Here is a 26,959-nt window from a genome sequence, read left to right on the forward strand (position 1 = left end):
TCTATTTAATAATCAAACTACTGATTAATCAATAAATTCTGTACCACCCATATACGGACGAAGTGCTACTGGAATCTCAATCGAACCATCTTCACGTTGGTAATTTTCCATCACTGCCAGCAATGTACGACCAACGGCCAAGCCAGAACCATTCAAAGTATGAACGAATTCAGTTTTCTTTTGGTCTACACGGTAACGTGCTTTCATACGACGCGCTTGGAAGTCACCCATACATGAACAGCTTGAAATTTCACGATAGGTATTTTGGCTCGGCACCCAAACTTCTAAATCATAGGTTTTTATTGCGCCAAAGCCCATATCACCACCACATAAAATGATTTTACGATATGGAAGACCCAAGGCTTGCAAAATACCTTCTGCATGACCCGTCAATTCTTCAAGTGCATCCATTGACGTTTCAGGTTTAACAATCTGCACCATCTCAACTTTGTCGAATTGGTGTTGACGGATTAAACCACGGGTATCACGGCCATACGACCCTGCTTCACTACGGAAACATGGTGTATGCGCTGCATATTTTAACGGCAGGCGATCTGGATCAACAATTTCATCACGCACGAAATTGGTCACTGGCACTTCAGCAGTTGGAATTAAATAAAGTTCTTTTTCACCTTGTAATTTGAACAAATCTTCTTCAAATTTAGGTAGTTGACCTGTGCCACGTAAAGAATCAGCATTGACTAAATATGGCACATACGCTTCGGTATAGCCATTTTTCAAAGTGTGCGTATCCAACATAAACTGAGTCAATGCACGTTGTAAACGTGCCAATGGCCCTTTTAAAACACTGAAACGCGTACCTGTCAATTTGGTGGCAGTTTCAAACTCTAAACCACCCATCCATTCACCCAAGTCAGTATGATCTTTAATTTCAAAATCAAACTGACGCGGTGTACCCCATTTTAGAATTTCAATATTATCGTCTTCATCTTTACCTTCAGGTACAGATTCATGCGGCATATTTGGAATGCTTAACGCTTTATTTTCAATCTCGGTTTGTAATTCAGCAAGCGCAACTTCAGCAGCTTTAATGTCATCACCAATGGCAGCCATACGCGCCATAATTTCAGATGCATCGCCACCAGATTTTTTAATTTGGCCAACTTGTTTAGCACCCGAATTACGCTCTGCCTGCAAAGCTTCAGTTTTGGATTGAAGCTCTTTACGGTGCGCTTCAAGCGAAGCCCACTCTTCCACATTCAGCTGTACACCACGTTTTGCTAAGGCTAAATTTACAGCCTCAATATTATTTCGGATTAATTTCGGGTCGATCATAGCCAATCTTTTGCAAAGAAAAAAACTGGCTATAGTGTAAGCGCTAAATGTTAAAAAAGACAGTGACCGAGCTTGTGGCTGCGCCTTATTACAGCAAATTTAACCGAATTAAGCTGAAATTATGGACTTGGATACTTTGGCAAACTTGGCAGATATTGTGCTTTAACCAGTTTGGTCAATGTTACATAAGGCAAGGTCAGTTCAGTCATGCCTTCGGCATAAGAAGCCAACTCATATAAGGGATAAACAAAAACAAGACCGTTAGCCCCATAGTAAAAATTATCACTTAATTTAAGTTTGTCTCTTTCAATGCTATGTTGATCCAGCCACATTGTATTCGCATCATATAAAGCATCTAAGACTTGCTGTTCTGCACCTTTGACTAAAATATCTTCTAGCGCCAAACGCTTTTTGGTATTTAAATCAAAATTTACAAATTCTTGATGATACATCCCATGTGCTGCACCCGCCGAATAACTATAACTTTGAATGGCAAATGTCGCCTGATCATAATATTGACTGACGAAACGCACATAGGTCGAACTTTGACTTAGGTTCGGTGCAGCTCCGTCTGAGGTATTTATTTTTTGATTTGGTTCGGTAGAAAACGCGATTGGATCAGTTTTTTTGATTCGAGCAATAAAATAAGCATCAATCCATTTAAGATTGGTATTAACCGTTTGAATATCATATTGAATACATCCTTCAGCATCACAGGCTTCAGGTTTGCTCAGTTTAACTGGCACTACTTTGGCTTGAATGGCGCTAATAGTATTCTCTTTATTTTGTGATTGTTGCTGCTTTGCTGCTTCAGCTTTCACATCAGCTTTAGGTTGACATCCCGCAAGTACTCCACCCCCAATAACCAGCGTACAAACCAAGAACCATGGCTTTAATTGTGTTTGTTTCATGCTGCAACCCTATACTTTTCTTAAAATGAATCATCGCACTATACAAACGTAACCCGCCAGATAAAATTACAAAATGTAGCAATGCATATCCCCCCTTCAGAATACTGTTCAGTTTCCGAGAACTGCTATTTTTACGCACACATTTGAAGCAAATTCATTTTTATCAGCATAACTTTGCATTCAAAGTGATCAGCCTGCTTTTTCCGACCTTAAAGAGTACCAATACATTTTTCATGAGGACAATTGCAATAAAAAACCACCCGCAGGTGGTTTTTTATAAAGGTTGAATATTATTGATCAATAATATCGGTGCCCTTAGGTGGTGCAAAATTAAATGTTGATGCTGCAATTGAAGGATTTAATTTCACATTATTGAAACGAACATAAGTCGTTTGCCCCAACGAGTCTTCCAAAATCATCAAACTTGGTGCTTTATTTGCACCAAAACTGATGGTCAAACTTTGAAATGCCCCATCACGATCCTTAGGCAGCAAAGTGTAATAGGTCTTGGTTTTATCTGGTTGCGTCACACGATATGACTGCATAATTTGATTGGTATTACCCGACAACAACAACGCAGGGGTATTCGCCACTTGATCATCTAGGCTTTGACGAACCGCCTGTTGTAAATCAGGGTCATAAATCCAAACCGTTTTACCTGAAGTCACAATTGTTTGTTTTGATGGGCTGGTGGTTTCCCAAAAAAACTTCCCTGGACGAGCAACCTTCATAACCCCTTTAAAGGTTTGATTCATGTGCTGACCAGTCAAGCCTTTTTTCTGTGGTGCTTTACTTCCAGATGTGGCTTTGGTGGTTTGCTCAAAATTTGCCGACAAACTATGAATACCACCCAACTGTTTGACCAAATTTGCGGTTGCTTGTTGCTCCGATGCTGCAACAGGCGCAGCAAAAACAGTAGTACTCATTAGCGGTGCAAGCGTTGCTGCACCTAATGTCATAGCACATAGGGTTTTACGAAGCATTTTCATATCATTACCTTTTTATTTGCTGTATCGCTATTTATTCAATGTCTCATCTTAAACTAATTTTTATTTGTAATAATTGAGAAAATAAGAAGTTTTGTATGGTTATTAATGTTCAATGTACAAATTTCTACATCATGATGAAGAACTAGAACAGTTTTAACGCATTTTTCGAAATAAAAAACCCACATTTTGCTGTGGGTTTTTATGCTGACTCAGCTCAATATATTGCATTATTTCCATTGCCAACCCACCGCAGCGCCTCCTCCAAAATCACCTTCAGTATTGGTTGTTGCAGCAGCTTTATAGATAAACTTATTATTTTCCGTTATGCCACTTACACCAACAGCAAAGCCTTGTTTATTTTCCCACGTACCAGCCCCTACACTCAGCATACTATAACCCGCTTCGGTGGGTTGCGGTAAGGATGCGATTGCTAAGCTTGATGCAACAGCAGCATGGGTTTCATCTTCAAATTCACTCATATTACGATTTAAAGCATCAACACGGCTATTAATAGATGCATTTGCTTGACGCATTTGCACCACATTGACAGCATCCGTATCTTGTGTACCTGCTGCAACATTCGTAATTTGTCTTTCCGCACCTGCTGCACCCACCGAAACGGTATTATCTCGATTCGATGTAGAACCCTGACCTAAGACCACACTATTGTTTGCTGCTGTGGTGACATTATTGCCAAGCACATAAGTATTATTGCCACTAACATTATTGTTATTACCAATTGCTCCCGAGTTTCGACCTGTAATATTGTTATTTACACCCAGTCCTATCGATTGCCTACCCGATACATTCGTGGCTGTTCCTATTGCAATTGCACCTCGACCCGTCGCAGTCGGTTTAGGTCCAGTATTGAATTGATGTGACTCAATTTCAACATAAGGATTATCTCCAATTAAGCTGGCTAACCACTCGCGTACCGTGCCAGTATAACCATCGTTTACAGCCAGTTCATAGGCGCTAAAGCCAGTATCGCCTTTTGGCCCTTTAGTTCCAGAAGAGTGATGTGGCTTAGGATGATGACCATATCCATTACCATGAGATTGGTGGCTATTTCCTGCATTTGCTAAAGCACTGCTACCCATCGCCAACATGATACTTAACAACAATAATTTCGGAGTTTTAACGGTTTTTATTTGTGCAAATAAACCCAGATGATGAATTTGCTGTATTGCTATTCGTGGCATTTGGCCTTGTTCAATTTTACAATCATCTTTTGATGCATCAACATGATGGTAAAGTAATTTATTCAAGACCTTTCTGAATATTCTTCTCATGTCTGTTAGCCTTTTTTCTAATTTTGCTCTTAATATTTTACATCTAAAAAATGAGACTTAAGTCTCAATATGTCACAGCATTGCGACTTATTTGTAATAAGAAATAACGCAAAATATGCAAAACAAAAAATAAGTATTTGATTTTTATTGTTTTAAGATAAAGTACAGCAAATCCCCATATTTCTTGACTGTAGCTAATTAAAAAAAATCATGCAGACATAAAAAAACCCGCAAAAATGCGGGCTCTTTTTAAAAATTAAAACTTATACAGTTTCAACTTTTACGTAGCGACGGCCAAATTGACCCTTCACTTCGAATTTGATCACGCCATCAGCGGTAGCAAATAAAGTATGGTCACGGCCCATACCTACGTTTGCACCAGCGTGGAATTCTGTACCACGTTGACGAACGATAATGTTACCAGCAGTCACAGATTGACCACCGAACATTTTAACACCTAACATTTTAGGGTTCGAGTCACGACCGTTACGTGTCGATCCACCAGCTTTTTTAGTAGCCATGTTTCATAATCCTCGTAATTAGCCTGAAATAGCAGTAATTTTCAACTCGGTAAACCATTGACGGTGACCTTGTTGTTTACGGTAATGTTTACGACGACGCATTTTAACAATACGGATTTTGTCGTGACGACCGTGGCTAACTACTTCAGCAGTTACTGTAGCACCAGCAACAACTGGAGCACCAATTTGAATGCTTTCGCCGTTTACAAGCATTAATACGTCATCAAACGTAATAGTTGTACCGGTTTCAACTTTCAATAATTCTACTTTAAGGGTTTCACCCTCAATAACACGGTGCTGTTTACCACCGCTTTGGATTACTGCGTACATAATGTACTCCAAACATGCCCGTGTCGTCGTGTTGATAAAGGAATATATCAATCTTAATACGCGCGCCACTGGGGGATATCTAAGGGCAAACATATTAAGTGATAATAAATCAAACGACAAGCCATTTTAGTCTTTTTTTGCGCCTAACCCATGTTTATTTTATAAACAATCAAATCGCTAAAAAGAAATGATTGTGACATCTAAAGCTGAGATTTTATAAAATGAAATAGATTTTTAAAATCAATTCGCTACTATATGGCATAGACTACAAAATGCCAGCTAAGTCACATATTATATTGGTTGTTAGAATTAGGCCTAAGATAAAACCATTTGCTTAGCCATGATTTAAACATCTATATTAAGATCTTCGCTATATCACTAGATATAATTGCTACACTATATAATAAGCAATTCAATTTTATAGAGGTTTCTCTTCATATGGCCATCGACTTTAAGCAAGATATTCTCGCTCCTGTTGCTTCCGACTTTGCTGCGATGGACACATTTATTAATGAAGGGATTACGTCAAAAGTCGCCTTAGTCATGGCTGTAAGTAAACATGTGGTTGAGGCAGGCGGAAAACGCATGCGTCCTATTATGTGTTTATTGGCAGCAAAAGCATGCGGTGCGACCGATTTAGAACGTCAACGTAAATTAGCGGCCATTATCGAAATGCTACACACTGCAACACTGGTGCATGATGATGTGGTCGATGAGTCAGGTTTACGTCGTGGTCGTCCGACTGCCAATGCCACATGGAATAATCAAACTGCGGTTTTGGTTGGCGATTTTCTGATTTCTCGTGCGTTCGATTTGTTGGTCGATTTAAACGACATGACCTTACTGAAAGATTTTTCCACAGGAACCTGTGAAATTGCCGAAGGTGAAGTGCTACAACTTCAAGCACAACATCAACCTGAAACCACAGAACAAACTTATCTCGATATTATTCACGGTAAAACGTCACGCTTATTTGAATTGGCCACAGAAGGCGCAGCCATTTTAACTGGTACACCAGAGTACCGTGAACCACTGCGCATCTTTGCAGGTCATTTTGGTAATGCCTTCCAAATTATTGATGACATCTTAGATTACACCTCTGATGCGGAAACATTAGGTAAAAATATTGGTGATGATTTAATGGAAGGGAAACCGACTTTGCCATTAATCTCGGCATTACAGAAGACCACAGATCAAGAACATGAAATTGTGCGTTCAAGTATTGCAAGTGGTGGTATCGCTCAACTCGACCGCGTGATTGAAATTGTGCAAAACTGTGGTGCACTCGATTATTGCCGCCAACGTGCCACTGAAGAAACTCAATTTGCGCTACATGCTTTAGACCAACTACCTGAGAGTGAATACCGCCAAGCGCTGGTTAACTTGACTCAACTTGCTTTAAATCGAATTCAATAATGAATTTCATGAGAATAGATTTTACATTCGCCTATGCATATAAATTTTAATGATCTATTTTTAACCATGCAGGAACAGCTTGAGTCTCATCAAGCTGTTCTTGATGATTCGCTGCTCATTGAATTGGTCAATCGTATTCGACCAATAGACTCCACCGATACAGAAGAAATCAACAGAAAATTTCAAGCTTTATTACAAGTGCTGCTGATTACACCCCATGCTGCATCCACGTTACAAACATTTATCTTAAAATTGATTAGCCAATACAAACAAACCAGTTTATATGCCGACACCGGTATTTTATCACTCGATGGATTTTGGAATCAGCTCGCCCAACGCCTAGGTGCTCATTTTCTGCCCCTGATTAATGATGAAAGCCAACTGCAAGATTTAGTCCGTCGTGTCTTTTATCAACGCAGTGATAAATATTGGCTGGACAGCATTTCGAGTGATGATTGGCAAAAGTTATTTGCATTACTCAATCAAGGTCACGGCAATCAATCAGAAAAGCTTAAAATTAAAAGTGAGCTGATTAAAGCGATTACTGTTTTATCTTATCGGATTAGTGGGATTGGGCTGTATCCAGAGTTCATCAATGCACAACCCGACTTAACCGAATATGAATCACCTTTTCTGGTACAAAATCGGGAAATTGTAGAGTTTATTCAATACTATAAAAAGCTACATCACAATACAGACGACATAGCCGTGACTGTTCCACCCGATGCCGCACAAGCCTTGGTGATGATTGAACAATGTCGTGATGTGGTATTCAAAATTCGCCGTGCCACCAAAAGAATTGGCGTTAGCCTTAGTCTGACCTATTTGCTTTCTTTACTTGAGCAATGTCTAGACCGAATTGAACTGTTACTCAATTTGATTGTGGATGAAGATAAAATTCGCTATGAATCTTTAGGCTTGCTGATGGTGGATATCACTACCGCAATTTATAGTGAGCGTAGCGTTCGATCCCTTTTGGCCACCAACAGTGAACTGATTGCCTTACAAGTCACAGAAAATGCCAGTAAAACGGGTGAGCATTATGTGAGTACCGACAAGCAAGGCTTTTGGTCGATGTACAAGTCCGCTGCTGGTGCAGGGGTGATTATTGCCACCATGGCAACACTTAAAATATTGTCAGCACGTATGGTCATGGCACCCATGATGCAGGCTTTTATTTTCAGCATGAACTATTCATTTGGTTTTATGCTGATTCACGTTTTGCATTTTACGGTTGCAACCAAGCAACCTGCGATGACAGCCGCTGCACTGGCTGCCACAGTACAGCATCGTAAAGGCTCTAAAACGGCACAGATTGCTGAACTTGCGGCACTGATTATTAATATTATCCGTACTCAATTTATTGCAATTTTAGGCAACATTTCAATTGCCATTCCAACTGCGGCAGTCATTACCCTGCTCTGGCAATACGGGATGGATGAACCGCTCTTGAATCATGCCAAAGCCACCAGAACTTTGCACTCACTCAATCCTTTTACGTCATTGGCTATTCCACATGCTGCCATTGCAGGTGTCTGTTTGTTTTTTTCGGGGCTAATTGCAGGTTACTTTGACAACATGGCCGTGTACCGCAAAGTCGGTCCACGTTTACAAGCTCACGCGCATCTCAAACTGATATTAGGACAAGAGCGTCTTAATACATTTGCAGCTTATATTGAACGTAATTTAGGTGCTCTGGCTGGGAATTTTTTATTCGGAATTATGCTCGGAAGCATGGGCACCATTGGTTTCATCTTAGGTCTTCCCCTCGATATTCGACATATTGCGTTTGCTTCTGCCAACTTTATTCAAGGCTTAATCAATATTAATGGTAGTCCTGAAATTGGCTTAATTTTTGTGTCATTTTTAGGCGTGTTATTGATTGGTTTGACGAACTTATTTGTCAGCTTTACCCTGACCATTATTGTGGCACTTCGTGCACGACGGGTTCGATTTGAACAGTGGAAGCCTTTGGCTAAACTGGTACTCACTCATTTCTTAACCAGACCAAGTGACTTTTTTTGGCCACCCAAGACCCCATTAGAAGTGGATGAATCCCCTTCATCACAAAAATCTACGCATAAGTAATTTTTTGTTTTACTTCTCATTTAAAAATGAGTAAAAAAGAAATGAGCATAATTTACACGCACTTGAAATAAAGTGTACTGATTAGTACACTTTAAGCATTAATTGGCCATGCTTCAATCGGCCAATATAACAAAGGTCAATCAAATGCCTTATTGGTTGCTTGGTGTAGGATTTTTCTTATTTTTTTTCAATGTATTAGTGCTTTTTACCCCTTCACTCAGTCACTTTGATCTCGTGATTGTCGAATGGATAAGCCAACATCGCACAGTACATTTAAATACGATCTCCATGACACTTTCCGCTATGGGGAGTATACCATTTGTTCTATTTTTAACCACCCTATGGTGTTTCCATCAAGGCTGGTACAAAAAGTATACAAATGTTGTTTTTATTGGTTTAGGCCTTATAGGAAGTACTGCCACAGTTTGGCTACTCAAATATATATTTTCAAGACCGCGACCACCTGAAATGTATCATCTGGTCCAAAGCTATGGTGCTTCATTTCCCAGTGCTCATAGTGTTTATGCCGCGACGTTGAGCTGTCTTGTAATTTATTTAAGTCAAAAACATTCAAAGCACCAGCTGATTTGTGTCTGTGCTGTTACATGGTTGTTGATCATGGGAATTTCAAGGGTTTACCTTGGTGTGCATTTCCCCTCTGATGTCTTAGCAGGTTGGAGCATAGGTTTTATTTGGATCACACTACTTTATCTGTTGTATGCCAAATTTAGTCACACAAAACAAATTAATTTTTAGATTTAATTTTTAGATAATAATCTAATCGAGGTGGAACAATGATGTCTGCAAAGCTATGGGCGCCCGCCTTAACCGCTTGCGCATTAGCAACAAGTATTGCACTTGTTGGTTGTAGCAAAGATCCCAAGGATGCACAGCAAGCTGCTGCTGCCCAAAAAATGCCTCCGACTGAAGTCGGTGTCATTGTTGCTCAACCACAAAGCGTAGAGCAATCGGTAGAACTTTCAGGTCGTACCACGGCATTTGAAATTTCTGAAGTCCGTCCTCAAACCAGTGGTGTGATTCTCAAACGTCTATTCACTGAAGGTAGTTATGTTCGTGAAGGTCAAGCCTTGTATGAAATTGACTCACGTACCAACCGTGCTAGCGTTGATAGTGCACGTGCTGCACTAAATCGCCAACAAGCCAACTTAAATGCGTTACGTGTTAAAGAAAGCCGTTATCGTCAACTTGTCGGCAGCAATGCCATTTCAAAACAAGACTATGATGATATGGTTGCCCAAGTTAAGTTAGCTGAAGCAGATGTAGCATCCAGTCAAGCTGAACTAAAAAATGCTGAAATTAATCTCGGTTTTTCTACAGTTCGTTCGCCTATTTCAGGTCAAACCAACCGTTCAACAGTAACAGTTGGTGCATTAGTCACGGCAAGCCAAGCAGATCCTTTAGTGACTGTTCAGCGCTTAGACCCGATTTATGTCGACATCAACCAATCTAGCTCTGAATTGTTACGTTTACGTCAACAACTGAGCCAAGGTCGTTTAGACAGCAGCAACAATACCAAAGTAAAATTAAAGCTAGAAGATGGTAGCTACTACCCTGTTGAAGGTCGTCTTGCATTCTCTGATGCCAGTGTGAACCCAGATACTGGAACCATTACCATACGTGCGGTATTCCCGAATCCAAATCATTTATTGCTTCCGGGTATGTATGCTACGGCTCAAATTGTACAAGGTGTGATTCCAAATGCCATCTTGATTCCTCAAGCGGCCATTACCCGTACCCCAACTGGTCAAGCAATGGCCATGGTGGTGAATGCCAAAGGTGTGGTTGAGACACGCCCTGTTGAAACTGTCGGTGTACAAGGTAAAGATTGGATCGTAACGAGTGGCTTAACCGCTGGTGAGAAAGTAATTGTTGATGGTGTAGCGAAGGTCAAAGAAGGTGCAACCGTGGTTGCTAAACCTTATCAGCCTCAAGCAGCTGCCCCTCAAGGTAGTGCTGCACAACCTGCGGCAGAAGCAAATAAAGCAGACAAACCAGCACAGCCTAAAGCTGAACAAAAAGCTACTTCAAATACATAAGGGGTAGACTGAATGGCTCAATTTTTTATTCATCGCCCAATCTTTGCATGGGTGATTGCATTGGTAATTATGCTGGCGGGTATTTTAACCCTCAGCGGCATGCCAATTGCACAATATCCGACCATTGCTCCACCAACGGTCACCATTGCTGCAACTTATCCGGGTGCATCTGCTGAAACTGTAGAAAATACAGTGACACAGATCATTGAGCAGCAAATGAACGGTCTTGATGGCTTGCGCTATATTTCTTCAAATAGTGCGGGTAACGGTCAAGCTTCAATTTCTTTGAACTTTGAACAAGGTATCGACCCCGATATTGCTCAGGTTCAAGTACAAAATAAATTACAATCCGCGACTGCACTGCTTCCTGAAGATGTACAACGTCAGGGTGTAAAAGTAACGAAATCTGGCGCAAGCTTCTTACAAGTATTGGCATTCTATTCCCCGAATGATTCACTCACAGATGCCGACATTAAAGACTATGTGAATTCAAATATTTCTGAACCACTCAGTCGTGTAGCGGGTGTAGGTGAAATACAAGTATTTGGTGGTTCTTATGCCATGCGTATTTGGTTAGATCCTGCAAAACTGACGAGTTTCCAACTCACACCAAGTGATGTGGTTGCTGCCTTACGTGCCCAAAATGCACAAGTGGCAGTAGGTCAATTAGGCGGTGCACCCGCAGTTGCAGGTCAAGTCCTGAATGCTACGGTTAATGCACAAAGTCTTTTACAAACGGCTGAACAGTTCCAAAATATTTTCTTGAAAAGTATGGGTTCTGGTGCAAAAGTTACTTTAGGTGATGTGGCTAAAGTTGAATTAGGCTCGGACAATTATCAGTTTACTTCTAAATTCAATGGTAAGCCTGCTGGTGGTGTAGCCATTAAACTTGCAACAGGTGCCAATGCTTTAGACACAGCAGCAGCAGTTGAAGAACGTTTAGTACAATTACGTAAAAACTACCCAAGTGGCTTACAAGATAAACTGGCGTACGATACGACTCCATTTATCAAACTTTCAATTGAAAGTGTGGTTCATACTTTAATTGAAGCGATTATTCTTGTATTCATTGTGATGTTCCTGTTCTTACAGAACTGGCGTGCAACGATTATTCCAACCATGGCTGTTCCTGTCGTGGTGTTGGGTACGTTTGCTGTCATCAATGTATTTGGTTTCTCCATTAATACACTGACCATGTTTGCCATGGTTCTTGCCATCGGTTTGCTAGTGGATGATGCCATTGTTGTGGTCGAGAACGTGGAACGGGTGATGGTTGAAGAACACCTCGACCCTGTTGCAGCAACTGAAAAGTCGATGAAGCAGATTTCGGGTGCCTTAATTGGTATTACTACTGTATTAACCGCAGTATTTGTACCGATGGCATTCTTTAGTGGCACAACGGGTGTTATTTACCGTCAGTTCTCTATTACTCTCGTGACCGCAATGATTATCTCATTGCTTGTAGCCTTGACCTTTACCCCTGCGCTTTGTGCAACGTTGCTGAAACAACACGATAAAGACAAAGAGCAAAGTAATGGTATTTTTGCGCGCTTCTTCCGTTGGTTTAACCATCGCTTTGAACGCATGGCTGAAGGCTACCAAAAATGGGTCGGCAAGCTTCTGATTCACAAGTTCATTGCGGGCGCAATTTACGCTGTGGTGCTTGTTGGTTTGTTGTTCCTCTTTAAAAACCTACCAAGTTCATTCTTACCGGATGAAGATCAGGGTGTCGTGATGACACTGGTTCAACTTCCGCCGAATGCGACCCTTGACCGTACTGAAAAAGTCATTGATCAAATGACGGGCTTCTTCTTAGAAGGTGAACAGCAAAAACCCTATGTTGAATCTCTCTTTAGTGTTGCGGGCTTCTCGTTCACCGGTGTAGGTCAAAATGCGGGTCTTGCATTTATTCAGTTGAAAGACTGGAGCGAACGTACCACGCCTGAATCTGAAATTGGTGCCATTATCCAACGTGGTATGGCGCTCAATGTGATTGCTAAAGATGCATCTTACATCATGCCATTGCAGCTTCCTGCAATGCCAGAATTGGGTGTTTCTGCTGGCTTTAACTTTATGCTGAAAGATTCTGCGGGTAATGGTCATGAAAAACTGGTGACTGCTCGTAACATGATCTTAGGTATGGCAGCTCAAGACAAACGTCTTGCAGGTGTCCGTCCAAACGGTCAAGAAGATACGCCACAGTATAAAATTTATGTTGATAATGAAAAAGCCAGCGCTATGGGCGTTAGTATTTCAGAAATTAACAGCACCATGAGTATTGCTTGGGGTGGTGCGTACATCAATGACTTCATCGACCGTGGTCGTGTGAAGAAAGTGTATGTACAGGCTGTTCCTGATGCACGTATGATGCCTGAAGATCTGAACAAGTGGTATGTACGTAATACTGCTGGGCAAATGGTTCCCTTCTCTGCCTTTGCTACAGGTGAATGGACCTATGGTTCACCACGTCTTGAACGTTATAACGGTATTTCATCGGTTAATATTCAAGGTACACCTGCACCGGGTGTCAGCTCGGGTGATGCAATGTTGGCAATGGAAGAAATCATGGCCAAACTTCCTTCGATGGGTATGACTGGTTTTGATTATGAATGGACTGGTTTATCTTTAGAAGAACGTGAAGCAGGTTCGCAAACTGCCGGACTTTATGCGTTATCGATGTTAATCGTGTTCTTATGTCTTGCTGCCCTTTATGAAAGCTGGTCTATTCCATTCTCTGTACTGCTGGTCATTCCTTTAGGTATTGTCGGTGCGATTGGTTTAACTTTCTTAGGTATGGTTTTGCTTAAAGATCCAAACTTAACCAATAACATTTACTTCCAAGTTGCCATTATTGCTGTCATTGGTTTGGCTGCAAAAAATGCGATCTTGATTGTAGAATTTGCCAAGGAACTGCAAGAAGATAAAGGTGAGCCTTTACTTGAAGCAACCCTGCATGCAGCAAAAATGCGTTTACGTCCAATTATTATGACCACTTTAGCCTTCGGTTTTGGTGTACTTCCGCTTGCGCTTTCTTCAGGTGCAGGTGCAGGTAGTCAACACTCTGTTGGTTATGGTGTACTGGGTGGCGTCATCAGTTCTACTTTATTGGGTATCTTCTTTATTCCAGTCTTCTATGTCTGGATTCGAAGTATCTTTAAATACAAACCTAAAAACCAAAATAATCAGGAGCAAGCATCGTGATGCAAAAAGTATGGTCTATTTCAGGTCGTAGCATTGCGGTATCTGCACTTGCGCTTGCTTTGACAGCCTGTCAAAGCATGCGTGGCCCAGAGCCCGTAGCTCAAGCAAATATTCCAGAACAAGGTTATTTAACCGATGTTTCTGGTCCTTCAATTGCTGAGCAAGGTTATAAAGACTTTTTTGCCGATCAACGCCTGTTACAGGTGCTTGATTTAGCATTAGCCAATAACCGTGATTTGCGTACTTCGACTTTGAATATTCAACGTGCGCAGCAACAGTACCAAATTACTGAAAACAACCAACTTCCAACCATTGGTGCAAGTGGTGGCGTACTTCGTCAAGACACTTTAAGCAGCCAAAAGCCGATCACCAGCTACAATGTTGGTTTAGGTGTGACGGCGTATGAGTTGGATTTTTGGGGTCGTGTTCGTAGTTTAAAAGACAATGCTTTAGACTCGTATTTAGCAACGTCAAGTGCGCGTGATGCCACTCAAATTGCGTTGATTGGTCAAGTAGCTCAAGCATGGTTGAATTACTCGTTTGCCAATGCAAATTTAAAACTTGCTGACCAAACGCTAAAAGCTCAACTTGAATCTTATAATCTCAACAAAAAACGTTTCGATGTGGGAATCGACAGTGAAGTACCTGTTCGTCAGGCACAGATTTCTGTAGAAACTGCCCGTAATGATGTTGCAAATTATAAAACTCAAATTGCTCAAGCCAAGAACTTGTTGAACCTCCTTGTCGGTCAGCAAGTGCCTGAAAACTTGTTACCGAATCAACGTGTAACACGTATTAGCAAAAGCAATGTGGTGGGCGCTGGTTTACCAAGTGACTTGCTAAATAATCGTCCGGATATCCGTGCTGCTGAATATAAACTGTCTGCTGCGGGTGCCAATATTGGCGCGGCTAAAGCACGTATGTTCCCAACCATTAGTTTGACGGGTTCTGCTGGCTATGCGTCGACTGACCTCAGTGACCTATTCAAATCAGGTGCATTTATTTGGTCTCTAGGCCCAAGTCTGGATATTCCAATTTTCGATTGGGGTACGCGTAAAGCCAACATCAAGATTTCAGAAACAGATCAACAAATTGCGTTATCTGACTATGAGAAATCAATTCAGTCCGCTTTCCGCGAAGTGAATGATGCTTTGGCTGTGCGTCAAAACATTGGTGATCGTTTAGCTGCGCAACGTCGTTTAGTTGATGCCACCAATACCACCTATAAACTTTCAAATGCTCGCTTCCGTGCCGGTATTGATAGTTATTTGACTGTATTAGATGCTCAACGCACCTCTTATGCAGCGGAACAAGGTTTATTGTTGCTCGAACAAGCCAACATGAACAATCAAGTTGAAGTGTATAAAACACTCGGTGGTGGTGTTAAAGCCAATACGGGTGATGCAACTCAACAGCAGCCGTCTACGGCTGAGCGTAAAGCAACAAACAACGCTCAATAATTCTAAACCAATGTTAAAAAAGCCTGCACCATGCAGGCTTTTTTATTGCTTTTTAAAGCCTGATTTCCTATCTTGATGACAACCTATTCCTTTGAATATCAAAAAATGCTTTTAAGTAATTTAGAATCCGTTCCCGGTCACACCATTAGCCGTCAAATTGATGTGGTTTATGGCAGCACTGTGCGTAGTAAACACGTTGGACGTGATTTGCTGGCAGGGCTCAAAAATATTGTCGGGGGTGAACTGACCGCCTATACCGAACTCTTAGAAGAATCACGCCAAGAAGCCATGAGCCGCATGATTGATAAAGCACAATCCATGGGTGCCAATGCCATTGTCGGTATTCGCTTCTCTACTTCAAATATTGCTCAAGGCGCATCTGAACTTTTTGTTTATGGTACGGCTGTTGTTGTTCAGCCTGTCACAGCTAAACTTCCTGATCCATTTGGCGCATAGGCGATTTTATGGATGGATTAATTTTTCAAATTGTTGTTTTTCTCATTCTATTTGCAGTAGGTTGGGGTTTTGGTCGTCATATCGAACAAAAACACCTGCGTGAACTGGATGAAAAAGAAAAGCAATTTGCGCATATTCGGATTGATACCAACCGCTTTGTGGAGACCTCCGCAACAGGACAACTGGTCAGTAGTAATGTGGTTATCTCACATGATTATTTCAAATACGTGCTTGCCAATATTCAGAATTTTTTCGGTGGTCGTTTAACCAGTTATGAAAGTGTGGTTGAACGTGCACGGCGTGAAGCCATGATTCGACTCAAGCAAGAAGCACATGCGATGGGTGCAAATCATATTATGGGCGTTCGTCTCAATACTACTGAACTTGGCATGCAAGGTGGTATGGTTGAAGTCTTTGCTTATGGCACGGCCATCATCAACCATCATTAGATTAGAAAAGCAAAACAATGTCCTGATCAGCCTTATGACAGGACATCATTCCTACTGTGCAAAATCCCTACTCGGCAAATATCGCTTGCCAGTAGTGATAGATTTTTTCTTCGCCATTGTCTAACTTAAACTCATAAGACATGTTACGCGTTTCAACAATATTAAAATCAACAGGAGTTTTGAACAAACCACCTGCATAAGCAAAGGTGTGATATTCGCCATTTTCACCACACACATCGACTTCGGCTGGCATTAAGTCAATCAATGCCGAGCTAATATCTTGTCCGATAAAAGCTTCACCCAACTTGCTGGCATCGGTCACAATAATTTTGGTTTTGATGCCTGACGCTAAGAAATCTTGCATCACTTCATTCGAATTTTGATTCCATAAAGGCTCAACCACTTCTATTCCTAATGGATGCAAACGATCTTCACGATATTTACGCACATCGCTTAAATAAATATCACCAAAAATAAAGTGCTCTACCCCCTGTGCTTTAAAGTGATTGGCGGCATCCTTCATTCTTTGTTCATAGATTGGAAGATTTTTAGGCAAGAAAACTGGATAAAACGGAATGCCGATACTTTCGGCTTGCTTCAGCAACAATGCATGAGGAATGGCATGCATTGAAGACAGTTCTGTTTCTTCATTCACTGTTGTTAATAAGGCAACAACATCAAATTGATTTTGCTGTAAAACTTTATACAGTGCTAAAGCTGAATCTTTACCACCACTCCAGTTAAATACAGCTTTTTTACGAATATTCACACTTATTTCACTTTGGCTTTACGAATCATTTTATACAATAAGCGTGGAGATAAGCGAGATACCCACACACCCAGTTGTTCTTTTTTCCCGCCAACCACAATATATTCTTCATCTTTCAATAAAGCAGTCACCACTATTTTTGCAAAGGCTTCTGGCTCTAAACCATTTTCAATGGCTTCGTCCTGATGCCCTTGGGCTTTGCCTTCACCATTTAAAGCATTGAACGACACATTGGTTTTCACAAACCCGGGAAAAATAACAGAAACCCCCACACCTTCGTCCGCCACTTCGGCACGTAGACTATTCGCCCACATATGAATCGCGGCTTTGGCTGCTGAATAGGACGCACGATATTGCGTGCCTAACAAACCCGCCACACTGGAAACAAAAGCAATTCGACCGGATTTTTGCTTTAAAAATGTCGGCAAAACGGTTTTAGTCAGAAAAACTTGTGAAAAGTAATCCACTTCCATAATGGCGCGTTCAGTTTGCATGCTGGTATCGGCAATTAAAGCACGCTGACTCAAACCTGCATTATTAATCAGCCAATCAATACGACCTTTCTGTTCAAGCACTTGCTCATAAGCATGACGCACTTGCGCCTCATCGGTAATATCCGCAGTTAAACAAATATGTCGAGCTGGATGGACTAAACTTTGGCGAACAACTTCCAATTCATCTATATGACGTGCAGTTAAGATAACCTGTGCGCCCTGTAAAGCGCACTCTTGTGCAAGGGCTTTACCTAAACCAGAAGATGCACCTGTAATCCATACCACTTTATTGTCTAAACTGCCCTGCTTTGCCATAGTACTTTCCTGTTTTTACTCAATCTTACACATTTGTGCATGGGTTATTGTTTTGGTACATGACTCAAAAACATGAGGAAATGATCAAAATAACGTGGGGTCGTTTCAGCATCATACTGTGTACCCAGTTTTTCTAAACGCTTATAACCCATTTGCGTGGTCAAACTAATCACCCCATTTAATGTTTTATCAACCACCAAGTTGAATTTCAACATTTTTTTAGGCTCACGTACCAAACTTGTCACACCCTGATCCACCATTTGAGTAAATGCTTTTAAAGCAGGTGAAACATAGTGAATATTTCCCTGTTTCATTTGCTCTATACACTCAAAAAGTTCCACAACCAACAAGTGATCGACAGAATAAGAAATATAATTTTGACCGTCTTTTTCATGTGCCATATTTTCTAAATAATTCACCATCGGTGTGAGACGTTCATTGGCAAAAAATGAAACCGACCAAGGCATATATTTACGTACCATCTCTAAAATTTGCTGAACGACTTTTTCTGATTCATGGTCTTTAGATTGAGATAACCGTGCAATTTCACCAAACACTTGATCGACAATTTCACAAGAAATATCTGCCAGCACTTCACCTAAGGGTTTGGCCAAACTTTCAGTTTCACCTGCATTCAATTGCTGATGAATCTGCTGAAAGCGTTGGTGGGTTTCGGGCGTTAATTTTAAAGAAATTACATAATTCATAATAATGACCTCCTTGTTAGAATTATTCTGCGACCATGCGTGCTGTTCTTATTGAATGCTTATCATAAGATACTTATTCAGTCTGTGCCAAACGCTTATTTTTTGCATTTGCTTAACATGCCTAATCTGTGTTTTTTTTTGCTACAATAGAACCAATTTTTTATTCACTTTTGATCTGTTTTTACTATGACTGATTCTGCTCAAAATATTGCTACGACCTACGATCCAACCGAGATCGAAAAAAAATGGTACAAGACTTGGGAAGACAATGGCTACTTTAAGCCGTCTCAAAAAGGTGATTCATTCTGTATCATGATTCCGCCGCCAAACGTCACTGGTAGCTTGCATATGGGTCATGGTTTTAACAATGCCATTATGGATGCCCTGACGCGTTATAACCGTATGTCGGGTAAAAATACCTTATGGCAACCGGGGACAGACCATGCGGGTATCGCAACGCAAATGGTGGTTGAACGCCAATTGGCTGCACAGGATATTAGCCGCCATGACTTAGGTCGTGAAAAGTTCATCGACAAAATCTGGGAATGGAAAGAACAATCGGGTAATAACATTACCAACCAGATTCGTCGCTTAGGTTCATCTGTCGACTGGTCACGTGAACGCTTCACGATGGATGATGGCTTATCCAATGCAGTCAAAGAAGTCTTCGTTCGTTTACATAAAGACGGTTTAATTTACCGTGGTAAACGCCTAGTGAACTGGGATCCAAAATTACAAACGGCCCTGTCTGACCTAGAAGTTGAATCAGTAGAAGAAAAAGGTTCACTTTGGCATTTCAAATATTTCTTTGAAGATAAGTCACTCAAAACACAAGATGGCAAAGACTATTTAGTCGTTGCAACCACGCGTCCTGAAACCTTACTTGGTGACTCGGCTGTTGCGGTGCATCCTGAAGATGAACGCTATGCGCACCTTGTGGGTAAAAACATTGTGCTTCCAATTACAGGTCGCCTCGTCCCTGTTGTTGCTGACGAATATGTTGAAAAAGATTTCGGCACAGGCTGTGTAAAAATCACTCCTGCACATGACTTCAATGACTATGAAGTGGGTAAACGCTGTGAATTGCCTATTATCAATATTTTCAACAAAAATGCAGAAGTGTTGGCTGAGTTTGAATTTATTGCCAAAGCGGGCGAACAAATTTCTAAAACCATTGCTGCCCCTGCCGACTATATTGGTTTAGAGCGTTTTGCGGCACGTAAAAAATTGGTTGAACAAGCTGAAGCTGAAGGTTGGTTAGAACAAATTCAACCGTATGACTTGAAAGCGCCACGCGGTGACCGTTCAGGCGTGATTGTTGAGCCGTTATTGACCGACCAATGGTATGTAAAAATTGCACCATTGGCTGAACCTGCAATTCAAGCTGTGAAAGATGGCGACATTAAATTTGTGCCTGAACAATACAGCAATATGTATATGTCTTGGATGAACAACATTCAAGACTGGTGTATTTCACGTCAATTGTGGTGGGGTCACCGTATTCCTGCTTGGTACGATGTAGATGGCAATGTTTATGTCGGTCGTAATGAAGCTGAAGTACGCGAAGAAAATGGCATTGCTGCTGATGTTCAACTCACACAAGATGAAGATGTGTTAGATACGTGGTTCTCATCAGGTTTATGGACATTCTCAACTTTAGGTTGGACTGGCGACGCGAAAAAAGATGCGGAAAACTATTTCCTCAATACTTTCCACCCGACTGATGTATTGGTAACTGGTTTTGACATCATCTTCTTCTGGGTTGCCCGCATGATCATGATGACCATGCACTTCATGAAAAATGAAGACGGCACGCCACAAGTTCCGTTTAAAACTGTGTATGTACATGGTTTAGTACGTGATGGCGAAGGTCAGAAAATGTCTAAATCTAAAGGCAACGTGCTTGATCCTTTAGATTTGATTGACGGTGTAGATTTAGAAACTCTGGTACAAAAACGTACTACAGGTCTGATGAATCCGAAACAAGCCGCGAAGATTGAAAAATCAACCCGTAAAGAATTCCCAGAAGGCATTCAAGCTTACGGTACAGATGCAGTTCGTTTCACGTTCTGCGCGCTTGCAAACACTGGTCGTGACATTAAATTCGACATGAAACGTGTTGAAGGTTATCGTAACTTTGCCAACAAAATTTGGAATGGTACGCGTTTTGTTCTGATGAATGTTGAAGGTCAAACGGTTGGTCAAACTGCACGCCCTGATCTTTGGGAACTCCCTGAACAATGGATCGTGAGCCGTTTACAAAAAGCGGAAGCTGCGGTTCAACAAGCCTTTGCGACTTATCGTTTAGACTTGGCTGCGCAAGCGATTTATGAGTTCATTTGGAATGAATACTGTGACTGGTATGTCGAGCTGACTAAGCCTGTTCTAAATGATGAAAATGTGGCTGAAGAGCGTAAAGCTGAAGTTCGTCGTGTATTACTTGCGGTAATGGAAGCATCGTTACGTCTTGCACACCCAATTATGCCGTACTTGACCGAAGAAATTTGGCAAACCCTTGCGCCAATGATTGGTTTGGGTGGCGAAACGATTATGACTGCGGCTTACCCTGTTGCTGACCCTGCAAAAATCAATGACCAAGCTGAAGCAGATATGCAATGGCTACAAGGTTTGATTGGTGCGGTGCGTAATATTCGTGGTGAAATGGGCTTAGGCAATGCACGTTTACTGCCTGTATTGCTACAAAACACCACCGATGCTGAAAAAGCACAGATTGCACGTATTGAACCATTGGTGAAAGCATTGGCAAAAGTTGAAAGCATTACTTTCTTGACTGAAGCTGAGCAACCGCCATTGTCTTCATCAAGCGTTGTGGGTCATGTGTCTGTATTTGTTCCAATGAAGGGTTTAATTGACCCGAAAGCGGAATTGGGACGTTTACAGAAAGACTTCGACAAAGTTCAAAAACAGCATGACCAAATTGCAGGAAAACTTTCAAATGAAGGTTTTGTGGCGAAAGCACCTGCTGCTGTAGTTGAAGGTGAAAAGGTTAAGCTTGCTGAGTTTGCTGACCAGTTAGTGAAAATTAAAGCGAATATGGATCAGATTGCAGCGCTTTAATATTTTTATTTAATTTAAAAATCCCCTCAAATGAGGGGATTTTTTATTCATCATCTTCGACTATAATAATTTCATATTTTTTAAAAATAGCATTAATTTCTTCTTCTTGATATTTTTTAGTTAAAAATGCATAAGTTTCAGGATTAGTTACTCCCCATGATTTAGATCCTAAAAAAGAATTTTCAAAATATTTATGAATGTCTATTATCATCATTAAATCTCGACAGAACCCTAAAATTGTATTATTTTCTTGAAATGTATACTGGCTAATAGCCTGTTTAATTTTAGTATCTAATGTAGAAAGCGTATCGATCTCAAATCTATTTAATTCATCAATTAAAGTCTTGCCAATTTCATCTGTCAATTCTAGACCAGTTAATCGTAAACTCTTATATTTATTCTGAAATAATTGTTTTAATCCAATGGTTGTTAACTCATAATCTAATTCGTCTTGCTGGATACTGTCATTAAGCTGTTTCGAGTATTCCTCTATTTCAACCGTTAAACGATTAAATTCTAGATCTGCTGATTCCAATAACCCTGAAAGAAGTTTAAAACGGCGGTTTAGGTGCGAAGGTAACTTCCCACCTAATTTATAACCACGATCATGTTCAATTTCTGCCCACGCATGTTCTAATGCTGTTCGCACTTGAATTTCAAAACAAAATTCTTTATAAGCAGAAAATTCTGGAAGCTGTTCTCGTATATCACCTACATCACAGACAAAATGAACAGAACGATATCCAACCTTTTCTTCACCTAATTTTTCAGACTTATTCACACTATCTTGGTCATGTACATTAAACATAGTTTTTATTAGGTCGCAGACCTTTTGAACATCAGACTCAATTAATGTTATGACCCTAATTCCTGCTAAATCAGTCATACTTTCTGGTGTATAAGCTTTCTCAGAAATTTTATCCTCAATTTTTTTCATAAAGCTTTTTTTTGTTTTATGTCTATAAGGTACATCAACAAAACTAATTTTATGAGAAATTAAAGAATTTTTTATGGTGATGGCTATAATTTCTGCTAATCCTTTATAGGGATCAATATTATTATCATACCAATGTCCATGATCATCCTTACTTTTTAATTCAACTTTAGAATTCACAATGTCCTCAAGATAATATTCTTAATTATATGTTTTATATCATTTTAAAATAATTAATTCACTCTATTTTTATCTTAAATATCCCTCACCCCAACCCTCTCCCTGAGGGAGAGGGAGAATCCTTTGTGAATTTCAATAATTACTTGATACGCAATGAGGTTCCCTCTCCTCTTAGGAGAGGGCTAGGGAGAGGTTTTTTTAATTCAGAACATCTCCGCCACAAATCCTCCAACATCTCATCCATCCTCCCCGACACATCATGATTCCAATAACGCACAACTTTTAACTCCAAAGCCTCTAAAAATTTGGTTCGTTCAATATCATAAGCCTGACCATCTTCCGTATTATGCTGACTGCCATCTAGCTCAATGACCAAACCTAATTCATGGCAATAAAAATCCACAATATAGGGTGCAATAACATGCTGACGGCGAAATTTTAGATTCATAAAACGTTTGGCACGTAAAAGTTGCCACATGAGGCTTTCGGCATCGGTGGCGTTGGTACGCATAGATTTGGCGAATACTAATAATTGTGGGTCTAATTTCATTTTTTATCCTCTTTTTATTATTCGAACACCCTCACCCCAACCCTCTCCCTGAGGGAGAGGGAGAATCCTTTGTTAATTTTAATAATTACTTGATACGCAATGAAGTTCCCTCTCCTTTCAGGAGATGAGCAGCACTGCTGCGAAAGGGAGAGGTAATTTTAAAAATCACAAAACCCCATTCCCCAACAACATCTCCAACCCGTTCAACTTACTCATATATTTCAATCGTTCTTTTTCCCACTTCACTTGCTGTTTTAATTCAGTACAATCCGCTTCTAATTTCTTATACATATCCGCAATTTGAATTGTGCCTGAGGACTTTTGAACTTTTAATTTCGCTTGTTTCATCCAATTCAATGACTCAATAATGTCATCAATCTGACCCTCTAACTGCTGTTTCTGTGCATCTAAAGCCAGTTTATAAAACTTCACTTGCTCATTACTCAAACCTTTTTGAGTTACGCCCCTATTTTGCTCAACCTGAATTTGCAGTTTCAGTAAATAAAATAAATCTTTCTGCTCATAAGCTTGATTGGCGTGTTGCAGCATCTCCGTTTTTTCAACTTTGATCTGTTCATCTTGCTCACGGTCAGGGTGAATAATCGAAGTAATTTTTAAATATACCGTTTTCAGCGATTGCTGCGCCATTTTTTGCACTTGCTCACGTTTTTGTTTTTGTCTATTTAACCTGTGCTGTTCACGTTCTACTTCATGTTGCTGTTCATCATACTCATAACCATCTAAATCTACATCGGCTTGTTCATGATTTAAGTGCTGATCATAGGTTTCTGTCGGATCATGACTTTCAATCGTTGGCTTTTTCTTACTCTTTTTCGCTTGATTATGTTCTGTATGTTGTTGGTAAAAGTGATCAATTTGAATAACTTTCAGCTTTTGCTGTTCTGAAAGCACTTGGGAACTTTTTAAGATTGTCGCAAGATTCTTAATTTTATCATCCAGCTGTGCAATATCTGCTTTCGAAAACTCATAGCTCTGTAAGCTGTTCCATAACTGTTCAAGCTGCTGAAACAGTATGTCATGCAGTTCAGTATAGATGGGAACAAGGGTTTTACGTGCCTGTTGCTGAATTTCAGCTTGGGCTTTTTGCCACGCTGCCAGTTGTATTTTTTGCTGTTCAATTTGCTCAATTAGCCTATTTAACTTTTTTTGTTGTGGTGATAAATTTTGCGAATCTTGTTGCTGCGCACTGAGTTTTAAATCAAAAGACATAGAAAAAATAAGCAAAAGAAAAATGATATCAATAATAACATTCCATCAGCGCAAAGCTAATGATGCTTTTATAACGCATCGGCAAAGCTTTGTTAGCAATAAGAAAATTATCCTTCATTAAAGTACTCATCCAACATAGACTAGGCTTTGTACAACAAAAACAACCATGAGGAAAATATGGCACTTACACAAGCCAATCTTATTTTTAATCAGGAACTTGCTGCATGGGTACAGGCCCTTGGTTCAGTCATTGCCATCTTTGTTGCCGTTGCAGTTCCCCTGCATTTTGACCGTAAACAACGCTTATATGAACAGCAAACTCTGGAAAACCAAAAACAAAAGTTTTTTATTACCTTACTGCCTACACTTTACCAACTTAGGAATAGCACGTTTGCCTTTCTTCAAGAGTTTCAGCACCAACAAAAAAGTGAAATAGATGCGATTAAAACCTTAGAGTCTGAATATTTAAACTTAATTCCTGTCTTTGCCAAAGAGCTGCACATTTTTGTGCACAGTAATATTTATGATGAACAACTCAACCAACTGGCCTTTGAACTTTTTCACTCCGAAGAAATTTTATCGCAACATTTACGTCTGCCTTCAGAACAAAAATGGATTGAGCATCAACAGAATTTAATTCAACATGCACAAAAAATTGACCAGTTCACCTCAAAAATCATTGAAAAAATAGAAACCAACTATTCCTCAACCTCAACCGAATAATAGTACTAGCAGCTAAAAATCATTTTGATTTACAGCCAAGCATTATGTCTTTTTATATAGAGCATCTGCTATATGCTGCTGACCACTATCCAGCTTAATCAACGACCACCTTTATGAGATTTTTTACATCCTTGATCATTTTTTGTTAACATTCACAGCATAGACAATAATAAATTTTGATATTCACAATGACTGATCAACTCAGAGCCAAATTCGAAAACCTAGAACTAAATGCTGGACTCGGTAAAATCAGCGCCTTTATTTCTGTGTCCACAGCTTTTCTCTGCTTATTTGGCGCATTGTGCTTTTTATTTCCCAGCGTGCTGACCACACCAGAACTTCGACCACTGTATACACAGCATTATGATGCGTTTTATTTTAGTCTGATGGCGGGCATTGTGATCAGTTCAGGCTTTGGTGCATTCAGTGCAATTGCCCGTCAAAACCGCTATGGTTTTTATGGTCTCTGCCTTGCATTAATTGCTGCTGTTCTAGGCTGTGGTGTGATTAAAGCTCCTGTACTGCCCAGTCTGCCTTTCTATGCAGGCTTCGATTATTTTGTGCTGACACTGTTTATTCTGGCTTTGGTCTTTATTCCATTAGAAGGTTTTTTTGCCAAAAATCCCGAACAGAAAATTCTACGTGTCGGTTGGGTGACGGATATGAAATACTTCATGTTTAGCCATGTCGGTATTCAGCTGTTTAGTTTTTTAACCGTCATGCCTATTCAGTATTGGATTACCCATATTCCAAATAATCCAATTGTGCCACTGGTACAAGCGCAGCCCATTTGGCTACAGTTTATTGAGTTGCTGATTGTGGTGGATTTCACCACTTATTGGCTGCACCGCGCCATGCATGAAGTCAATTTCCTATGGCGCTTTCACGCCATTCATCACTCTACGGAACATATGGACTGGCTAGCCTCTTCGCGCCTACATATTGTGGAAGTGCTAATGACGCGATTTATCGCCACTTTGCCGATTTTTCTTTTAGGCTTTCATACTTCAGCGGTGTTTGCTTATTTAATCTTTATTTCTTTTCACGCTATTTTTATCCATTCTAATGTGCGTTTTCGTTTTCCTTATCTGCGCTGCATTATTGCCACACCCGAATTTCACCATTGGCATCATTCTTCAGAAAAGCCAGCGATTGATAAAAATTATGCCGCATTTATTCCACTTTACGATGTCATTTTTAAAAGTGTTTATATGCCCAATCACCTTGCCAGTGTGTATGGCACCGTTGGTTATAAAATTCCAAACAGCTTTGTGAAGCAATTTACTTGGCCATTTAAAAGATATGTCAACCGTGTCAAAAAACGTTTTGGCAATTCATCTGACATTAAAAAAGATTAATTTAACAGTCTTTTTATTTTCTATACGCTGGATCAACATTTGTGGCTTCAAGAAGGTAAAACATTTCTAGCTGCATCTTTAATTTTTCACTCTTTAAGCATGCCAAGTACAGTCTAAAAAATATCCCAAATTCATTCATCCTTGCAGTTTTTTGT

23 protein-coding genes are annotated in these 26,959 nt (G+C 40.3%); 11 read left to right on the top strand and 12 right to left on the bottom strand.

Annotated elements, in window-relative coordinates; all coding sequences use genetic code 11:
* Positions 1-24 precede the first annotated feature (24 nt).
* The 6 genes from serS to rplU all read right to left on the bottom strand — a co-directional run bounded on the left by serS (position 25) and on the right by rplU (position 5,339).
* The gene (gene serS / locus B9T24_RS02565) at positions 25-1,296 is read right to left on the bottom strand and encodes a serine--tRNA ligase (protein ID WP_086164348.1); all 1,272 of its coding nucleotides are present in this window, start codon (positions 1,294-1,296) and stop codon (positions 25-27) included.
* A gap of 119 nt (positions 1,297-1,415) precedes the next feature.
* Complete coding sequence (locus B9T24_RS02570; RefSeq protein ID WP_086164349.1) at positions 1,416-2,207, bottom strand: RsiV family protein; 792 nt, start codon at positions 2,205-2,207, stop codon at positions 1,416-1,418.
* Between the two features lie 290 nt (positions 2,208-2,497).
* Positions 2,498-3,196: an outer membrane lipoprotein chaperone LolA gene (lolA, locus tag B9T24_RS02575; protein ID WP_086164350.1), complete on the bottom strand. Its 699-nt coding sequence runs from the start codon at positions 3,194-3,196 to the stop codon at positions 2,498-2,500.
* Between the two features lie 227 nt (positions 3,197-3,423).
* Positions 3,424-4,488, bottom strand: coding sequence for a YadA family autotransporter adhesin (locus B9T24_RS02580; protein ID WP_228145679.1), 1,065 nt, complete (start codon positions 4,486-4,488; stop codon positions 3,424-3,426).
* 263 nt (positions 4,489-4,751) lie between these two features.
* On the bottom strand, positions 4,752-5,009 hold the full coding sequence (rpmA, locus tag B9T24_RS02585) for a 50S ribosomal protein L27 (protein WP_004651212.1): 258 nt from the start codon (positions 5,007-5,009) through the stop codon (positions 4,752-4,754).
* Positions 5,010-5,027: 18 nt separating this feature from the next.
* Entirely contained in the window at positions 5,028-5,339 is a 312-nt protein-coding gene (gene rplU, locus B9T24_RS02590; protein ID WP_086164351.1) for a 50S ribosomal protein L21, read from the bottom strand.
* A 438-nt stretch (positions 5,340-5,777) separates the two neighbouring features.
* On the opposite strand from rplU, the gene sdsA reads away from it, so the two are divergent.
* The 8 genes from sdsA to B9T24_RS02630 all read left to right on the top strand — a co-directional run bounded on the left by sdsA (position 5,778) and on the right by B9T24_RS02630 (position 16,466).
* Positions 5,778-6,755, top strand: a complete 978-nt coding sequence (gene sdsA / locus B9T24_RS02595) for an All-trans-nonaprenyl-diphosphate synthase (RefSeq protein WP_086164352.1) — start codon at positions 5,778-5,780, stop codon at positions 6,753-6,755.
* A 33-nt stretch (positions 6,756-6,788) separates the two neighbouring features.
* Positions 6,789-8,843, top strand: a complete 2,055-nt coding sequence (locus B9T24_RS02600; RefSeq protein WP_086164353.1) for a site-specific recombinase — start codon at positions 6,789-6,791, stop codon at positions 8,841-8,843.
* A 144-nt stretch (positions 8,844-8,987) separates the two neighbouring features.
* Positions 8,988-9,599, top strand: a complete 612-nt coding sequence (locus B9T24_RS02605; RefSeq protein WP_086164579.1) for a phosphatase PAP2 family protein — start codon at positions 8,988-8,990, stop codon at positions 9,597-9,599.
* A gap of 38 nt (positions 9,600-9,637) precedes the next feature.
* Complete coding sequence (locus B9T24_RS02610; protein ID WP_086164354.1) at positions 9,638-10,900, top strand: efflux RND transporter periplasmic adaptor subunit; 1,263 nt, start codon at positions 9,638-9,640, stop codon at positions 10,898-10,900.
* 12 nt (positions 10,901-10,912) lie between these two features.
* Positions 10,913-14,101 carry an efflux RND transporter permease subunit gene (locus B9T24_RS02615; protein ID WP_086164355.1) on the top strand — a complete coding sequence of 1,063 codons (3,189 nt, stop codon included), beginning with the start codon at positions 10,913-10,915 and terminating at the stop codon, positions 14,099-14,101.
* The gene (gene adeK / locus B9T24_RS02620; protein ID WP_086164356.1) at positions 14,101-15,561 is read left to right on the top strand and encodes a multidrug efflux RND transporter AdeIJK outer membrane channel subunit AdeK; all 1,461 of its coding nucleotides are present in this window, start codon (positions 14,101-14,103) and stop codon (positions 15,559-15,561) included. Before B9T24_RS02615 ends, adeK begins: the two co-directional genes overlap by 1 nt.
* 105 nt (positions 15,562-15,666) lie before the next feature.
* Positions 15,667-16,017 carry a YbjQ family protein gene (locus B9T24_RS02625; RefSeq protein ID WP_034697358.1) on the top strand — a complete coding sequence of 117 codons (351 nt, stop codon included), beginning with the start codon at positions 15,667-15,669 and terminating at the stop codon, positions 16,015-16,017.
* A gap of 8 nt (positions 16,018-16,025) precedes the next feature.
* A complete protein-coding gene (locus tag B9T24_RS02630) occupies positions 16,026-16,466 on the top strand; it encodes a YbjQ family protein (RefSeq protein ID WP_086164357.1) in 441 nt (146 codons plus the stop codon).
* Between the two features lie 67 nt (positions 16,467-16,533).
* On the opposite strand, the gene B9T24_RS02635 is transcribed toward B9T24_RS02630, so the two are convergent.
* The 3 genes from B9T24_RS02635 to B9T24_RS02645 are packed head-to-tail and all read right to left on the bottom strand — an operon-like array spanning position 16,534 to position 18,751.
* Positions 16,534-17,241 carry an ATP-binding protein gene (locus B9T24_RS02635; RefSeq protein WP_086164358.1) on the bottom strand — a complete coding sequence of 236 codons (708 nt, stop codon included), beginning with the start codon at positions 17,239-17,241 and terminating at the stop codon, positions 16,534-16,536.
* Complete coding sequence (locus B9T24_RS02640; RefSeq protein WP_086164359.1) at positions 17,238-18,044, bottom strand: SDR family oxidoreductase; 807 nt, start codon at positions 18,042-18,044, stop codon at positions 17,238-17,240. The genes B9T24_RS02635 and B9T24_RS02640 overlap by 4 nt, the downstream gene beginning before the upstream one ends.
* A gap of 44 nt (positions 18,045-18,088) precedes the next feature.
* A complete protein-coding gene (locus B9T24_RS02645; RefSeq protein WP_086164360.1) occupies positions 18,089-18,751 on the bottom strand; it encodes a hypothetical protein in 663 nt (220 codons plus the stop codon).
* Between the two features lie 186 nt (positions 18,752-18,937).
* Between B9T24_RS02645 and B9T24_RS02650 the strand changes: the two genes are divergently transcribed.
* The gene (locus B9T24_RS02650; protein ID WP_086164361.1) at positions 18,938-21,829 is read left to right on the top strand and encodes a valine--tRNA ligase; all 2,892 of its coding nucleotides are present in this window, start codon (positions 18,938-18,940) and stop codon (positions 21,827-21,829) included.
* Between the two features lie 43 nt (positions 21,830-21,872).
* Here the strand turns inward: B9T24_RS02650 and B9T24_RS02655 are convergent, their stop codons facing one another.
* From B9T24_RS02655 to B9T24_RS02665, 3 genes are all read right to left on the bottom strand, one after another.
* Complete coding sequence (locus tag B9T24_RS02655) at positions 21,873-22,943, bottom strand: GTP pyrophosphokinase (protein ID WP_086164362.1); 1,071 nt, start codon at positions 22,941-22,943, stop codon at positions 21,873-21,875.
* Positions 22,944-23,082: 139 nt separating this feature from the next.
* Entirely contained in the window at positions 23,083-23,493 is a 411-nt protein-coding gene (locus tag B9T24_RS02660) for an endonuclease domain-containing protein (protein WP_086164363.1), read from the bottom strand.
* 165 nt (positions 23,494-23,658) lie between these two features.
* On the bottom strand, positions 23,659-24,723 hold the full coding sequence (locus B9T24_RS02665) for a molecular chaperone DnaJ (RefSeq protein WP_086164364.1): 1,065 nt from the start codon (positions 24,721-24,723) through the stop codon (positions 23,659-23,661).
* 177 nt (positions 24,724-24,900) lie between these two features.
* Here B9T24_RS02665 and B9T24_RS02670 point away from each other — a divergent pair, with 177 nt between their 5' ends.
* The gene (locus tag B9T24_RS02670) at positions 24,901-25,446 is read left to right on the top strand and encodes a hypothetical protein (RefSeq protein ID WP_086164365.1); all 546 of its coding nucleotides are present in this window, start codon (positions 24,901-24,903) and stop codon (positions 25,444-25,446) included.
* A 188-nt stretch (positions 25,447-25,634) separates the two neighbouring features.
* A complete protein-coding gene (locus B9T24_RS02675) occupies positions 25,635-26,804 on the top strand; it encodes a sterol desaturase family protein (protein ID WP_086164366.1) in 1,170 nt (389 codons plus the stop codon).
* Positions 26,805-26,959 lie beyond the last annotated feature (155 nt).

Origin of the sequence: Acinetobacter sp. ANC 4654, assembly GCF_002135425.1 — a bacterium.
Lineage (GTDB): Bacteria > Pseudomonadota > Gammaproteobacteria > Pseudomonadales > Moraxellaceae > Acinetobacter > Acinetobacter kyonggiensis.

Bases quoted from the DNA above. Each gene is read 5' to 3' on its own strand.
- serS (WP_086164348.1), bottom strand. From the start codon at position 1,296: ATGATCGACCCGAAATTAATCCGAAATAATATTGAGGCTGTAAATTTA.
- B9T24_RS02570 (WP_086164349.1), bottom strand. From the start codon at position 2,207: ATGAAACAAACACAATTAAAGCCATGGTTCTTGGTTTGTACGCTGGTT.
- lolA (WP_086164350.1), bottom strand. From the start codon at position 3,196: ATGAAAATGCTTCGTAAAACCCTATGTGCTATGACATTAGGTGCAGCA.
- B9T24_RS02580 (WP_228145679.1), bottom strand. From the start codon at position 4,488: ATGAGAAGAATATTCAGAAAGGTCTTGAATAAATTACTTTACCATCAT.
- rpmA (WP_004651212.1), bottom strand. From the start codon at position 5,009: ATGGCTACTAAAAAAGCTGGTGGATCGACACGTAACGGTCGTGACTCG.
- rplU (WP_086164351.1), bottom strand. From the start codon at position 5,339: ATGTACGCAGTAATCCAAAGCGGTGGTAAACAGCACCGTGTTATTGAG.
- sdsA (WP_086164352.1), top strand. From the start codon at position 5,778: ATGGCCATCGACTTTAAGCAAGATATTCTCGCTCCTGTTGCTTCCGAC.
- B9T24_RS02600 (WP_086164353.1), top strand. From the start codon at position 6,789: ATGCATATAAATTTTAATGATCTATTTTTAACCATGCAGGAACAGCTT.
- B9T24_RS02605 (WP_086164579.1), top strand. From the start codon at position 8,988: ATGCCTTATTGGTTGCTTGGTGTAGGATTTTTCTTATTTTTTTTCAAT.
- B9T24_RS02610 (WP_086164354.1), top strand. From the start codon at position 9,638: ATGATGTCTGCAAAGCTATGGGCGCCCGCCTTAACCGCTTGCGCATTA.
- B9T24_RS02615 (WP_086164355.1), top strand. From the start codon at position 10,913: ATGGCTCAATTTTTTATTCATCGCCCAATCTTTGCATGGGTGATTGCA.
- adeK (WP_086164356.1), top strand. From the start codon at position 14,101: ATGCAAAAAGTATGGTCTATTTCAGGTCGTAGCATTGCGGTATCTGCA.
- B9T24_RS02625 (WP_034697358.1), top strand. From the start codon at position 15,667: ATGCTTTTAAGTAATTTAGAATCCGTTCCCGGTCACACCATTAGCCGT.
- B9T24_RS02630 (WP_086164357.1), top strand. From the start codon at position 16,026: ATGGATGGATTAATTTTTCAAATTGTTGTTTTTCTCATTCTATTTGCA.
- B9T24_RS02640 (WP_086164359.1), bottom strand. From the start codon at position 18,044: ATGGCAAAGCAGGGCAGTTTAGACAATAAAGTGGTATGGATTACAGGT.
- B9T24_RS02645 (WP_086164360.1), bottom strand. From the start codon at position 18,751: ATGAATTATGTAATTTCTTTAAAATTAACGCCCGAAACCCACCAACGC.
- B9T24_RS02650 (WP_086164361.1), top strand. From the start codon at position 18,938: ATGACTGATTCTGCTCAAAATATTGCTACGACCTACGATCCAACCGAG.
- B9T24_RS02660 (WP_086164363.1), bottom strand. From the start codon at position 23,493: ATGAAATTAGACCCACAATTATTAGTATTCGCCAAATCTATGCGTACC.
- B9T24_RS02665 (WP_086164364.1), bottom strand. From the start codon at position 24,723: ATGTCTTTTGATTTAAAACTCAGTGCGCAGCAACAAGATTCGCAAAAT.
- B9T24_RS02670 (WP_086164365.1), top strand. From the start codon at position 24,901: ATGGCACTTACACAAGCCAATCTTATTTTTAATCAGGAACTTGCTGCA.
- B9T24_RS02675 (WP_086164366.1), top strand. From the start codon at position 25,635: ATGACTGATCAACTCAGAGCCAAATTCGAAAACCTAGAACTAAATGCT.